The 13152-nt window shown below is 72.3% G+C and carries 17 protein-coding genes; 14 read left to right on the forward strand and 3 right to left on the reverse strand.

Annotated features, from left to right (window positions below; all coding sequences use genetic code 11):
• Positions 1 to 516 (forward strand): phage holin family protein, encoded by a 516-nt coding sequence (locus ACFIF2_RS05165; RefSeq protein WP_395571278.1) that lies wholly within the window; start codon positions 1 to 3, stop codon positions 514 to 516.
• A gap of 103 nt (positions 517 to 619) precedes the next feature.
• Here the strand turns inward: ACFIF2_RS05165 and ACFIF2_RS05170 are convergent, their stop codons facing one another.
• Positions 620 to 1582: an LLM class F420-dependent oxidoreductase gene (locus ACFIF2_RS05170; protein ID WP_395571279.1), complete on the reverse strand. Its 963-nt coding sequence runs from the start codon at positions 1580 to 1582 to the stop codon at positions 620 to 622.
• A gap of 193 nt (positions 1583 to 1775) precedes the next feature.
• Between ACFIF2_RS05170 and ACFIF2_RS05175 the strand changes: the two genes are divergently transcribed.
• The 13 genes from ACFIF2_RS05175 to ACFIF2_RS05235 all read left to right on the forward strand — a co-directional run bounded on the left by ACFIF2_RS05175 (position 1776) and on the right by ACFIF2_RS05235 (position 11832).
• Positions 1776 to 3530, forward strand: a complete 1755-nt coding sequence (locus ACFIF2_RS05175; protein ID WP_395571280.1) for an FAD-dependent oxidoreductase — start codon at positions 1776 to 1778, stop codon at positions 3528 to 3530.
• Positions 3527 to 5374, forward strand: coding sequence for a transketolase (locus ACFIF2_RS05180; protein WP_395571281.1), 1848 nt, complete (start codon positions 3527 to 3529; stop codon positions 5372 to 5374). Before ACFIF2_RS05175 ends, ACFIF2_RS05180 begins: the two co-directional genes overlap by 4 nt.
• Positions 5371 to 6300 (forward strand): non-homologous end-joining DNA ligase, encoded by a 930-nt coding sequence (ligD, locus tag ACFIF2_RS05185; protein WP_395571282.1) that lies wholly within the window; start codon positions 5371 to 5373, stop codon positions 6298 to 6300. Before ACFIF2_RS05180 ends, ligD begins: the two co-directional genes overlap by 4 nt.
• Before the next feature lie 99 nt (positions 6301 to 6399).
• Positions 6400 to 6810 carry a gas vesicle protein gene (locus ACFIF2_RS05190; protein WP_395571283.1) on the forward strand — a complete coding sequence of 137 codons (411 nt, stop codon included), beginning with the start codon at positions 6400 to 6402 and terminating at the stop codon, positions 6808 to 6810.
• Between the two features lie 64 nt (positions 6811 to 6874).
• On the forward strand, positions 6875 to 7300 hold the full coding sequence (locus ACFIF2_RS05195; protein ID WP_395571284.1) for a gas vesicle structural protein GvpA: 426 nt from the start codon (positions 6875 to 6877) through the stop codon (positions 7298 to 7300).
• Positions 7297 to 8064 (forward strand): GvpL/GvpF family gas vesicle protein, encoded by a 768-nt coding sequence (locus ACFIF2_RS05200; RefSeq protein ID WP_395571285.1) that lies wholly within the window; start codon positions 7297 to 7299, stop codon positions 8062 to 8064. Before ACFIF2_RS05195 ends, ACFIF2_RS05200 begins: the two co-directional genes overlap by 4 nt.
• A gap of 4 nt (positions 8065 to 8068) precedes the next feature.
• Positions 8069 to 8332 (forward strand): gas vesicle protein GvpG, encoded by a 264-nt coding sequence (locus ACFIF2_RS05205; protein ID WP_395571286.1) that lies wholly within the window; start codon positions 8069 to 8071, stop codon positions 8330 to 8332.
• Entirely contained in the window at positions 8329 to 9033 is a 705-nt protein-coding gene (locus tag ACFIF2_RS05210) for a DNA primase (protein ID WP_395571287.1), read from the forward strand. Before ACFIF2_RS05205 ends, ACFIF2_RS05210 begins: the two co-directional genes overlap by 4 nt.
• Complete coding sequence (locus ACFIF2_RS05215) at positions 9030 to 10241, forward strand: SRPBCC family protein (RefSeq protein ID WP_395571288.1); 1212 nt, start codon at positions 9030 to 9032, stop codon at positions 10239 to 10241. Before ACFIF2_RS05210 ends, ACFIF2_RS05215 begins: the two co-directional genes overlap by 4 nt.
• Complete coding sequence (locus ACFIF2_RS05220; protein ID WP_395571289.1) at positions 10238 to 10567, forward strand: gas vesicle protein; 330 nt, start codon at positions 10238 to 10240, stop codon at positions 10565 to 10567. The genes ACFIF2_RS05215 and ACFIF2_RS05220 overlap by 4 nt, the downstream gene beginning before the upstream one ends.
• On the forward strand, positions 10564 to 11349 hold the full coding sequence (locus ACFIF2_RS05225) for a GvpL/GvpF family gas vesicle protein (RefSeq protein ID WP_395571290.1): 786 nt from the start codon (positions 10564 to 10566) through the stop codon (positions 11347 to 11349). The genes ACFIF2_RS05220 and ACFIF2_RS05225 overlap by 4 nt, the downstream gene beginning before the upstream one ends.
• A complete protein-coding gene (locus ACFIF2_RS05230; protein WP_395571291.1) occupies positions 11346 to 11528 on the forward strand; it encodes a gas vesicle protein in 183 nt (60 codons plus the stop codon). The genes ACFIF2_RS05225 and ACFIF2_RS05230 overlap by 4 nt, the downstream gene beginning before the upstream one ends.
• Before the next feature lie 10 nt (positions 11529 to 11538).
• A complete protein-coding gene (locus tag ACFIF2_RS05235; protein WP_395571292.1) occupies positions 11539 to 11832 on the forward strand; it encodes a gas vesicle protein K in 294 nt (97 codons plus the stop codon).
• A gap of 173 nt (positions 11833 to 12005) precedes the next feature.
• Here the strand turns inward: ACFIF2_RS05235 and ACFIF2_RS05240 are convergent, their stop codons facing one another.
• Both ACFIF2_RS05240 and ACFIF2_RS05245 read right to left on the reverse strand, forming a co-directional pair.
• A complete protein-coding gene (locus tag ACFIF2_RS05240) occupies positions 12006 to 12176 on the reverse strand; it encodes a hydrophobic protein (protein ID WP_395571293.1) in 171 nt (56 codons plus the stop codon).
• A gap of 36 nt (positions 12177 to 12212) precedes the next feature.
• Positions 12213 to 13052, reverse strand: coding sequence for a methyltransferase domain-containing protein (locus ACFIF2_RS05245; protein ID WP_395571294.1), 840 nt, complete (start codon positions 13050 to 13052; stop codon positions 12213 to 12215).
• Between the last annotated feature and the right edge of the window lie 100 nt (positions 13053 to 13152).

Genomic DNA, 13152 nt, shown 5'->3' on the forward strand with positions numbered 1-13152 from the left:
ATGGACCGCATGGATCACTTGGAACACCTGGACAAGCATCTGGTCGACGAACTGGCGCAGGTGGCACGCGAGACCGTGCGCGACGAGCTGCGGGAACAGACGCGGAAGCAGCGCCGCAAGGCCACCCTGTACGCCGCCTCCGGTGCCGCCGCCCTGTACGCGGGCGCCGCCCTCGCGCTCACCGTGGGCCTCGCCCTCGCCGTCGTCCTGCCCGCCTGGGCCGCCGCCCTGATCACGGCCGTCCTGCTGGGCGTCGTGGCGTACCTGCTGCGTGGCGCGGCCCGACCGGGGGCCGGCCACGCCGACGGGCCGGACCGCGCCCTCGGGGGCACCGCCCCGGGCGGGCCGCCGAGCGGACTCGGCATGCCCTACCCGCCGATGCCGCCCGTCGCGCCCGGTGGCGCCGGCGGAGCGACCGGCGCACCGGGTGCGGGCACGCCCGCACCGGGCGGCACCGGACCGGCGGCGCCGCGCCCGGACGACACCGGCCCCGAGGCCCCGCACGGCCGTGGCTGACCCGGCCACGACAAACCCCACAACGCCCCAAGGCCGCAAGGCCACAACGCCACAACGCGACAACGCCCCCGGACCCGCGTCCGGGGGCGTTCGCGCGCCGGCGTCAGGCCCTCCGCTGGAGCTGCGGCAGCACCTTCGTCCGGTAGAAGTCGAAGAAGCCGCGCAGGTCGGGACCGATCTGGTTGACGTAGACCCGGTCGAAGCCGGCGTCGGCGAACTGCCTGAGCTGCGCCACGTGTTCGTCGGCGTCGTCGCCGCACACGCGGTTGTCCCGGACCATGTCCTCGGTGACCAGGGTCTGCGCCTGCTCGAAGTGCTTGGGGGAGGGCAGCACCTGGCCCAGCTCGCCCGGCAGCAGCTCGTTGGCCCACAGCCGGTGCACGGTCCGCACCGCCTCGTCCCGGTCGGTGTCGTAGCAGACCTTGGTGCCGCCGCTGACCAGCTTCCCGCCGCCTCCGCCCTTGCGGTACTGCTCCACCATCGAACTGTCCGGCATCATCGTGATGTAGCCGTCGCCGACACGGGCCGCCAGCTTGGTCGCCGCCGGGCCGAAACCGGAGATGTCGATCGGCACGGGCTCGTCCGGGACGGTGTACAGGCGGGCGTTCTCCACCGTGTAGTGCGTGCCGTGGTGGTTGACCTCCTCGCCGGTGAACAGTCGGCGCATGACCAGGATGGCCTCCTCCAGCATCTCCAGGCGTACGTGCGCGGCCGGCCAGGCGTCGCCGAGGATGTGCTCGTTGAGCGCCTCGCCGGTGCCGACGCCGAGCCGGAAGCGGCCGTCGGTCATCACCGCGCTGGTCGCCGCGGCCTGGGCCACCACCGCCGGGTGCATGCGCACGGTCGGACAGGTCACCGCGGTCTCGACCGGCAGGGACACCGCGTCGGACAGCGCGCCGATCACCGACCACACGAACGGGCTCTGCCCCTGCTCGCCGTTCCAGGGGTGGTAGTGGTCCGAGATCCACAGGGCCTGGAATCCGGCCTGCTCGGCCATCCGCGCCTGCTCGATCAGCTCCGCGGGACCGTACTGCTCGCACGAGAGGAAATAGCCGTACTCGGGCATGGGGGGTTGCCTCCGGGACGTCGGACGGGTCGGGACCGGGGCCGGGTACCCGGGCGGGGGTGCGAAAACCGGCGGTCGCGCGGCTCGGCGGGACCCGGCGTCGGGCCTCCGCACGGGGCCGGCGGACGTTTGGCCGCCCCGGCCAGGGGGACGCGGAAGGCTCACGAGGTACGCGACAGCCCGGAGGCGAACCGTGAGCCGACCCCGCATCGTGATCGTCGGCGCCGGCTTCGCCGGGTACCGGACGGCCCGCACCCTGTCCCGGCTCACCCGGCACCAGGCCGACATCACCCTGCTCAACCCGACCGACTACTTCCTCTACCTGCCCCTGCTGCCCCAGGTCGCCGCCGGGATCCTGGAACCCCGCCGGGTCAGCGTGTCCCTGTCGGCCACCCTGCCCCGCGTACGGCTGGTGCTCGGCGAGGCCGACGGCATCGACCTCGACGGGCGCACGGTGCACTACACCGGCCCGGAGGGCGGCGAGGGCACCCTGTCCTACGACCGGCTGGTGCTCGCCGCGGGCAGCGTCAACAAGCTGCTGCCCATCCCCGGGGTCGCCGAGCACGCCCACGGATTCCGCGGGCTGCCGGAGGCGCTGTACCTGCGCGACCACGTGACCCGGCAGGTGGAACTGGCCGCCGCGGCCGGCGACCGCGCGGAGTGCGCCGCCCGGTGCACCTTCGTCGTGGTCGGCGCCGGGTACACCGGCACCGAGGTGGCCGCGCACGGCCAGATGTACACCGACGCGCAGGTCCGCAAGCACCCGATGCGCACCGGCATGCGGCCCCGCTGGATGCTGCTGGACGTGGCGGAACGGGTGCTGCCGGAGATGGACGAGCGGCTCTCCCGCACCGCCGAGCGAGTGCTGCGCCAGCGGGGCGTCGACGTGCGGATGGGGACCTCCGTGAAGGAGGCCACGCACGACGGGGTCCTGCTGACCGACGGCACGCGTGTCGACACGCGCACCCTGGTGTGGTGCGTCGGTGTGCGGCCCGACCCCCTCGTTCAGTCCCTGGGACTGCCCATGGAACGCGGCCGGCTGCTGGTCGACCCCCACCTCCAGGTGCCGGGGCGGCCCGAGCTGTTCGCGTGCGGTGACGTGGCCGCCGTGCCCGACCTGCACCAGCCCGGCCAGTACACGCCGATGACCGCGCAGCACGCCTGGCGGCACGGCAAGGTCTGCGCCCACAACGTCGCCGCGTCGCTCGGCGTCGGGGAGCGGCGGGTCTACCGCCACCGGGACATGGGCTTCGTCGTCGACCTGGGCGGGGCGAAGGCCGCCGCCAATCCGCTGGGGGTGCCGATGTCCGGCCCGGCGGCGGGCGCGGTCACCCGCGGCTACCATCTCGCGGCGATGCCGGGCAACCGCGTCCGGGTCGCCGCGGACTGGCTCCTCGACGCGGTACTGCCCCGGCAGGCGGTGCAGTTGGGCCTCGTACGGTCCTGGTCCGTGCCCCTGGAGTCGGCGTCGCCGGAGGTGGCGCGGGTGCGGGCGGACACGCCGCCGGGCGCCCTCGGCCGGGCGGGCGGCAGCCGCTCCGACGACGACACGGGAGAGACGGGCACACGCCGACCGGGTGGCGGCGAGGCCGCCAGGACTCAGCCCGGCGGTGAGCCCGCCAAGAATCAACCCGGCGGTGAGCCCGCCAAGAACCAGCCCGGCGGTGAGCCCGCCAAGAATCAACCCGGCGGCGAGACCGCGAAAGGGACCGGAGCGGGTGGAAGGGCCGGAGCAGGTGGAACGGCCGGAGCGGGTGGAAGGACCGGAGCGGCCGGGAAGCCCGGTGCCCCGCCCCGCTCACCCGGGACGCACGCCCCGGTCCGGTCCGCCGGTGCGCCCCGCGACCCCGGTCCCGAACCCCCGGCCGACCAGCCGCCCCCCGGACCCGACATCGCCCCCGGCCCCGTCCGGCGCACCGACCGGCGCGCCGAAGAAGGAGACTCATGAACACCGGTGAACTCGTCGAGCTCGGACAGCAGCTGCGCGTCGACAGCGTACGGGCGTCCGCCGCCGCGGGCTCCGGACACCCGACGTCCTCGATGTCCGCCGCGGACCTGATGGCCGTACTGCTGGCCAACCACCTCCGCTACGACTTCGAACGCCCCGCCCACCCCGGCAACGACCGCTTCGTCCTCTCCAAGGGACACGCCTCGCCGCTCCTCTACTCCGCCTACAAGGCGGCCGGTGCCATCGACGACGAGGAACTGCTCACCTTCCGCAAGCTCGGCAGCCGCCTGGAGGGCCATCCCACCCCGCAGCGGCTGCCGTGGGTGGAGACGGCCACCGGTTCGCTCGGCCAGGGCCTGCCCGTCGGCGTCGGCATCGCCCTGTCCGGCAAGCGGCTGGACCGCGCCGACTACCGCGTGTGGGTGCTGTGCGGCGACAGCGAGATGGCGGAGGGCTCGGTGTGGGAGGCGGCCGAGCACGCCGGGTACGAGCAGCTCGACAACCTCACCGTGATCGTCGACGTCAACCGCCTCGGCCAGCGCGGCCAGACCCGGCACGGTCACGACCTCGACGCGTACGCGCGCCGTTTCCGGGCCTTCGACTGGCACACGATCGAGATCGACGGCCACGACGTGGACGCCGTCGACCGCGCCTACGGTGAGGCCCTGTCGACCAGGGGCCAGCCCACCGCGATCATCGCCCGCACCCTCAAGGGCAAGGGCGTCGAGGCCGTGGAGGACCGCGAGGGCCAGCACGGCAAGCCGCTGCCCGAGGCCGAGGAGGCGATCGCCGAACTCGGCGGCCCGCGCGACCTCGCGGTGCGGGTGCAGGAGCCGCCGGCCACCCGGGCACTGCACTCCGCCGGCACCGGGCAGACCGAGCTGCCCCGCTACGACCAGGGCGACGAGGTCGCCACCCGCAACGCCTTCGGTGAGGCGCTCGCCGCGCTCGGCACCGCCCGCGGCGACGTCGTCGCCCTGGACGGCGAGGTCGGCGACTCCACGCGCGCGGAGTTCTTCGCCAAGGAGCACCCCGAGCGCTATTTCGAGTGCTACATCGCCGAGCAGCAGATGGTCGCGACCGCGGTGGGGATGGCGGCGCGCGGCTGGGTGCCGTTCGCCACCACGTTCGCCGCCTTCCTGACCCGTGCGCACGACTTCGTCCGGATGGCCTCGGTCACCGGCTCCGGCATCAGCCTGGTCGGCTCCCACGCGGGCGTCGCCATCGGCCAGGACGGGCCGAGCCAGATGGGCCTGGAGGACCTCGCGATGATGCGGGCCGTGCACGGCTCGACGGTCCTCTACCCGTGCGACGCCAACCAGACCGCCCGCCTCGTCGTCGAGATGGCCGGTCTGGAGGGCATCCGCTATCTGCGCACCTCGCGGGGCGGGAGCAAGGTGATCTACGGGCCCGACGAGGAGTTCCCCGTCGGCGGCAGCAAGATCCTGCGCTCCTCCGACCGCGACCGGCTCACCGTGGTCGCGGCCGGCGTCACCGTGCACGAGGCGCTCGCCGCGGCCGACGCCCTGGGGCGGGACGGCATCCGGGTCCGGGTGATCGACCTGTACTCGGTCAAGCCCGTGGACCGGGCCACCCTGCGGCAGGCCGCCGAGGACACCGGCTGCCTGCTGACCGTGGAGGACCACCGTCAGGAGGGCGGCCTCGGGGACGCGGTCCTCGACGCCTTCTGCGACGGACGGCCCGTGCCCCGCCTGGTCCGGCTCGCCGTCCGGACGATGCCCGGCTCCGCGACCCCGGCGGAGGAGCTGCACGCCGCCGGGATCGACGCCGAGTCCATCGAGGCGGCCACGCGGATGCTGGTGGAGCAGGCGATCGTCCCGTGAGCGGGGACGCCGTACGGACCGTCCGGACCGGCCGGCGCACCGTGGAGGTCCACCGGCCGGACAAGGTGCTGTTCCCCCGCGGGGACGACGGTGCCGAGGAGTACACCAAGGGCGACCTCGTCGACTACTACCGTTCCGTCGCCCCCTTCATGCTGCCGCACCTGCGGGGCCGCCCGCTGATGCTGGAGCGGCACCCGGACGGCGTCGACGGGCCGCGGTTCATGCAGAAGAACACCCCGGAGCACTACCCGGACTGGATCGGCCGGGTCGAGGTGGCCAAGGAGGGCGGCACCGTCCGCCACACCGTCTGCGACGACACCGCCACCCTCCTCTACCTCGCCGACCAGGCCGCCCTCACCCTGCACCGCTGGCTGTCGCGCACCGGGCAGGTCGAACGGCCGGACCGGATGGTCTTCGACCTCGACCCGGCCGGCGACGACTTCGCGGCCGTGCGGGAGGCCGCGCGGCTGCTGGGCGAACTGCTCGACCGGCTGAGGCTGCCCTCGGCCCTCATGACCACCGGCTCGCGGGGCCTCCACGTCGTCGTGCCGCTGACGGGCCGTCATGACTTCGACGGAGTACGGGTGTTCGCGCGGGAGGTCGCCGACACGCTCGCCGCCGCCCACCCCGGCCGGCTCACCACGGCCGCCCGCAAGAAGGACCGCGGCGACCGGCTCTACCTCGACATCCAGCGCAACGCCTACGCGCAGACCGCGGTCGCCCCCTTCACCGTCCGGGCCAGGCCCGGCGCCCCCGTGGCCGTCCCCGTCTCCTGGGACCAGCTGGACGACCCGGCCCTGCACGCCCGCCGCTGGACCGTCGCGGACGCGGTCGACCAGGCCCGCACCCGTCCCTGGGCCGGGATCATGAGCCGCCCCCGGGAGCTGGCCCCGGCCCGGCGCCGGCTGAACGCCCTGCGCGGCTGAGGCGGCCGCGGGGGGACGGGGTTCCGGGCGTGTGGCACATGCAGACACCCGTGGAGGTTTGGCGAACACACTTGCGGCCACACGGAGGGGGAGGTGGCCATGTCGAACACGAACAACACGTCCGAATCACAAGACTCACAACAGAGTTCACAGAAAACACAGAGTTCGCGTAGGTCTCAGAAGTCACAAGAGAATCAGAATGCGCAAAAGGGACAAAGCGCTCGGGGCGCGCAGGAGCCGCGTCGGCCCCGGCCGATGGAGGTGCTGCGCGAGGCGCGCGCCCAGCTCGCGGAGCTGACCGGCATGACCGCGGAGACCGTGTCCTCCTTCGAGCAGACGGAGGACGGCTGGTCGCTGGAGGTCGAGGTGACGGAGCTGGAGCGGGTGCCCGACACGATGAGTCTCATGGCGAGCTACCAGGTGGAGCTCGACTCCGAGGGGCAGCTCACGGGCTATCGGCGCGTCCGGCGTTACGAGCGCGGCCGGTCCGACAGCCGCGGCGGCCGCTAGGCCGTCCGACCGGACCCACCGCGGCGCATCCCGCACCCACACACACGATGGAGGAATCACCGGCATGACTGTCGTACCGGCACAGCAGTCCGGCGGCGGAGGCGGCAGCAGCGGCCTCTACGACGTGCTCGAGCTCGTTCTGGACAGGGGGCTCGTCATCGACGCATTCGTGCGTGTCTCCCTGGTCGGCATCGAGATCCTGAAGATCGACGTCCGAGTGGTCGTCGCCAGCGTCGACACCTACCTGCGCTTCGCCGAGGCGTGCAACCGCCTCGACCTGGAGGCCGGGCCGCGCAAGGACCCGGGCCTGCCCGACCTGGTCGGCTCGATCACCGAGTCCGGTGCCAAGGGCAAGTCCAAGGGGGCCCTGTCCGGCGCCGCCGAGACGATCTCCGACGCGTTCAAGCAGGCCCGTGAAGAGGGCGAGACCTCGTCGCGTCCGCGTGCCCGCAAGGCCGCGCCCTCGCGCCGGAAGGAGGAGCAGGAGTGAGTACGTACGTCTACGGCATCACCGCCGCATCGCACCCCGCGCTTCCCGAGGGCCTGACCGGCGTCGGCGACAGCGAGGTGCGGATCCTGAACGCGGGCGAGCTGTCGGCCGTCGTCAGCGACGCGCCCGAGGGGCTGCGGCCCAAGCGCAGGGAACTGCTCGCCCACCAGAACGTGCTCAGCGAGGCGGGCGTGGCCGGCTGTGTCCTGCCGATGCGCTTCGGCAGCGTCGCGCCGGACGACGGCGCGGTCACCGGGGTGCTCGCCGAGCGGGCCGAGCACTACAAGGAGCGGCTCGGCGCGCTGGACGGCCGGGTCGAGTACAACATCAAGGCCAACCACGTCGAGGAGGCCGTCCTGCACCACGTGATGGCCGAGAACCCGGACATCCGTGCCCTCGCCGAGGCCAACCGCAAGTCGGGTGGCGGGAGTTACGAGGACAAGATCCGCCTCGGCGAGATGGTCGCGGCCGCCGTCAAGGGCAAGGAGGCCGACGACGCGACCGCGCTGGAGCGCGCCCTGGAGCCGGGCGCCGACGCGGTGAGCGTGGGTCCCGAGTCCACCGGATGGCTGGCCAACGTGTCGTTCCTGGTGAGCCGGGACTCGGCCGAGGAGTTCCTGGCCGCCGTGGAGCGGGCACGCACGGAGATGCCGCACCTGGAGGTGCGGGTGAACGGCCCGCTGCCGCCGTACAGCTTCGTCGAGCCCGGCCCGGCCGAGCCCGCGGGGACCGCGGCAGGTGGTGCGGACGCCGGAGCGGAGTGACGTCATGGGACTGATCTCGGAGGTCCTGCTGCTGCCGTTCGCACCGGTGCGCGGCAGCGCCTGGGCCATCAGACAGGTCATGAACGAGGCCGAGCGGATCTACTACGACCCCGCCACGGTCCGTGCCGAACTAGCCCGCCTGGAGGAGCAGTTGGAGGCCGGCGAGATCACCGAGGAGGAGTTCGACCGACAGGAGGACGAGCTTCTGGACCGGCTGGAGACCGCTACGCGCACGAGCGCGGGATTGGGCAACGGGACGGCACAATGAATCGAGTGGGACTCGGCCTCGCCGTAGGGGCCGGCTATCTGCTGGGACGCACGAAGAAACTGAAACTCGCGGTCGCCGTCGGCACGATGGTGGCCGGCAAGAAGATGAACCTGACCCCCAAGGGGATCGCGGAGCTGGTCTCCACGCAGTTGCAGAACAACCCGCAGTTCAAGGAGATCGGGGACCAGCTGCGCACCGACCTCAGGGGCGTGGGCAAGGCGGCCTCGGGCGCTCTGGTCGAGCGGCAGATAGACGCGATCGCCGACCGTCTGCACGGGCGTACCGCCGAGGTGCGCGACCAGCTGTCCGGCGTGACCTCCCAGGTGCCCGGCGTCGGCTCCGACGACTCCCGCGACTCCCGCGACTCCGAGGACTCGGAGGACTCGGAGCCGTACGAGGAGTACGAGGACGAGGACGACGGGCGCTACGAGGACGAGCGCGACGACGACCGGGACCGTGACGGGGACGAGGAGCACGAGGAGCCCCGGCACGAGCGGGCCGCGAAGAAGGCCCCGCCCCAGGCGCGGAAGGCGGTCAAGAAGGCCCCCGCGAAGAAGGCCGCCGCCAAGGCCCCGGCGAAGAAGGCCGCGGCGAAGCGGGCGCAGCCCGCCAAGAAGGCGGCCGGGAAGAAGACCGCCGCCGCCAGGAACGCCACGCGCGGGGCCGGGCCCCGCCAGTCGAAGGGCGGTGGTGAGCGATGACCGACACCCTCGGTTCCGCGGCCTCCACGGCCGGCAAGGCGGCGAAGAAGAACCCGATCGCCGACGTGGCCCGCAGCGAGGCGGCCGACCGCCTGAAGGCGGAGGTGCAGGACTACCTCGCCGCCCAGGCGACGCGGCTGCTGACCGGCGTCGGCACCAAGCTCGGCGAGACCACCGGCAAACTGAACGACATCGCCGAGGGCAAGAGCCCCGGCTTCGCCAAGCTCGCCCTCGACGGCGGACGCAAGCTCGCCGAGGGCAAGAGCCCGATGCGGGCCGCGTTCGAGGTCGGCGCAGGCAAGGTGAAGGACAACGTCGTCGGCGCCTTCAAGAACCTGACCGGCGGCAAGGGCCGGAAGAAGGGCGGCGGCGGCCAGAAGCCGACCGTCATCATCGAGTACGTCGACGTGGGTGTGCCGCTGCGCACGGCCTACGACCAGTGGACGCAGTACCAGGACTTCAGCACCTTCGCCAAGGGCGTCAAGAGCGCGAACCGCGCCGACGACACGTCCTCCGACTGGCAGCTGAAGGTTTTCTGGTCCAACCGCAGCTGGAAGGCGAAGACCACCGAGCAGGTGCCCGACGACCGGATCTCCTGGACGTCGGAGGGGGCCAAGGGCTCCACCAAGGGCGTGGTCAGCTTCCACAAGCTCGCCGACAACCTCACCCGCGTGATCCTCGTCATCGAGTACTACCCCAAGGGCCTCTTCGAGAAGACCGGCAACATCTGGCGCGCCCAGGGCCGCCGGGCCCGCCTCGACCTCAAGAACTACGTCCGCCACATCACCCTCAAGGGCGAGGCGGACGACGGCTGGCGCGGGGAGATCCGCGACGGCGAGGTCGTCCGCAGCCACGAGGACGCCGTCGCGGAGGAGCAGGAGGAGCAGGCGGAGCAGGAAGGCCAGGAGCAGGAAGGCCGGGAAGGGGACGAGCAGGAAGAGCAGCAGGAGGGGCAGGACACCGAGCGGGACCGGGAGTCCGGGGAGTCGGACGAGGACTCCGAGGCGGCGGACGAGAGCGAGGAGGAGGCCCCGTACGCCGAGGAGGAGGGTGAGACGGACGCCGAGTACGAGGAGGAGCCCGAAGAAGAGTACGAGGAGGAGCCCGAGGGCGAGTACGAGGAGTACGAGGAAGCCGACGAGTCCGCCGAGGACGACGACGCGCCCCGTGACGACCACGAGGACGCCCACCGCGGGAGCGCGCGATGACCACGCCCAGCCGGCTGCCCGATCCCTACGGCGGCCAGGGACAGAGCGCCAACCTCGCCGACATCCTGGAACGGGTGCTCGACAAGGGCGTCGTCATCGCCGGCGACATCAAGATCAACCTGCTCGACATCGAGCTGCTCACGATCAAGCTTCGGCTCGTGGTGGCCTCCGTCGACAAGGCCAAGGAGATGGGCATCGACTGGTGGGAGAGCGACCCCGCGCTGTCCTCGCGGGCGCGGCACGACGAGCTGACCCGGGAGAACGCGGCACTGCGTGAGCGCCTGCGCGAGCTGGACCCGGGCCGCGTCCCGAGGGAGGAAGCATGAGCGGACTGCGGTACGTCTACGCCGTCTGCCGGCCGTTCGGCGCGGCCCTCCAGTCCCAGCTGGCCGGGGTCGCGGGCGACCCGCCCCGGCTGCTGGCCCACGGCGACCTGGTGGCCGTCGTCAGCCATGTGCCCGAGGCGGACTTCTCCGAGGAGGCGCTGCGCGCCCACCTGGAGGATCTGGACTGGCTCGCCGGGACCGCCCGCGCCCACCAGCAGGTCATCGACGCGCTCACCGCGGTCACCACCCCGCTGCCGCTCCGGCTGGCCACCGTCTTCCGTGACGACAGCGGCGTGCGCGTGATGATGGAGGAGCGGCGTGAGTCCTTCCTGCGCACGCTCGACCGGCTGGACGGGCGCGTGGAGTGGGGCGTCAAGGTCTACGTCGAGGCCGGGAGCGAGGGGGCCGCCGAGCAGGCCGAGCCCGCCCCGAAACCCGCCTCGGGCCGGGACTACCTGCGGCAGCGCCGCCAGCGGACGCGGGCGAACGAGGACCTGTGGAACAGGGCCGAGCGGTTCGCCACGCGCCTGCACGAGACGCTGTCCGCCCGGGCCGACGACGCGCGGCTGCACGCCCCGCAGAATCCCGGTCTGTCCGGTGCCGCCGGACGGAACGTGCTCAACGCCGCCTATCTGGTGCGGCGCGACGTGTCCGAGGAATTCGTGGAGACGGTGGACGGGACGAAGGACGACTCCCCCGGAATTCGCGTGGAACTCACCGGCCCCTGGGCGGCGTATTCCTTCGCCGGCGAGGAGAGCCCGGACAAGGGGGAGGGATCGTGACCGTCGTCGAACGCCGTGAGGTCGCCCTCGTGGACCTGCTCGACCGGCTGCTGGCCGGCGGCGTCGTCATCAGCGGCGACCTCACCCTGCGCATCGCGGACGTCGACCTGGTCCGCATCGACCTGAACGCGCTGATCAGCTCGGTCAACCGCAACGTTCCCTCACCGTTCGGGGACTGACGTGAGTGATGTGAGCGAACCTTCCGAGCCCCGCAAGCGCCTCGAACTCGAACCCGACACCGTCGAGCGCGACCTGATCAAGCTGGTGCTGACCGTCGTCGAGCTGCTGCGCCAGCTCATGGAACGGCAGGCGCTGCGCCGGTTCGACGAGGGCGACCTGAGCGAGGAGCAGGAGGAGCGGATCGGGCTGACCCTGATGCTCCTCGACGACCGCATGACCGAACTGCGGGACCGGTACGGCCTGCGGCCCGAGGACCTGAACCTGGACCTCGGGCCGCTGGGACCGCTGCTGCCCCGGGAGTGAACCTCCCGGGGCAGCGGCCTCGTCGCGAAGTGTTGTCCGACGTGGTGTGTGCGTTCACCACCTGTACCAGTTCACCACCTGTACCAGTTCACCACCTGTACCAGTTCACCACCTGTACCAGTTCACCACCTGTACCAGTTCACCACCTGTACCAGTTCACCACCTGTACCAGTTCACCACCTGTACCAGCGGCCCCTGCCGCCGCCGGCCGTGGTCCCACGGGCCAGGAAGCCCAGCAGCCACAGGACCAGAACCGCGGCAGCGATCCACCACAGGATCTCCACGGCGAATCCCGCGCCGAAAAGAACGATGACGAGAAGCAGTACGAGCAGAAGCGGAACCATAATGGATCACCTCCTGTCGTACTGGTTTCCCGGAATTCAACGATCAGGCGTGGACGCGGTCTCCTTTCGGCACAGGATCTCCCCGTGCAGGACACTGAACCAGCCGTCGGGCTGCCGTCCCCATTCCCGCCAGGCCGCCGAGACGGCCCGCAGCCGCTGTGCCGTCGCGTGCCCGCCCTCGGTGGCCCGCTCGGCGTACGCCGACGCCAGGGTGCGGTCCGCCCACAGCCCGCTCCACCACTCCCGTTCCCCGGGCGTGCTGAAGGTCCAGGTCGCGGAGGTCGCCGTGACGTCCGTGAAGCCCGCCTCCCGCGCCCATGCCTTCAGCCGGCGTCCGGCGTCCGGCTCGCCCCCGTTGGCCCGGGCCACCCGGTGGTACAGGTCGAGCCAGTCGTCCATGCCGGGGGAGGCGGGGTACCAGGTCATCGCCCCGTAGTCCGAGTCGCGGACGGCGACGATGCCGCCCGGCCTGGTGACCCGCCTCATCTCGCGCAGGGCCCGCACCGGGTCGCCCACGTGCTGGAGCACCTGGTGGGCGTGGACCACGCAGAACGTGTCGTCCGGGTGGTCCAGCGCGTGCACGTCGGCGACCGCGAAGTCGGTGTTGGTGAGCCCCCGCCCGGCCGCCGTGGCCCGGGCCCGCTCCACGATCTCCGGGGCCCGGTCCACGCCGGTGACGTGTCCGTCCGGGACCAGTGCCGCCAGGTCCGCAGTGATGGTGCCCGGGCCGCAGCCGACGTCCAGGATCCGCATGTGGGGCTTCAGGGACCCCAGCAGGTAGGCGGCGGAGTTGGCGGCGGTGCGCCAGGTGTGCGAGCGGAGCACGGACTCGTGGTGTCCGTGCGTGTAGACGGCGGTCTCCCGCGGTTCCGGCATGGTGGCCCCTCTCCCGGCTGTCCCGACCATGCGGTCACCGTACGCCCGTCGGCCGCATTATGAGACCGGCGTATCACAATGCGGACCATGCGTCTGGAGA

Origin of the sequence: Streptomyces sp. BK79, from assembly GCF_044142145.1 — a bacterium.
GTDB lineage: Bacteria > Actinomycetota > Actinomycetes > Streptomycetales > Streptomycetaceae > Streptomyces.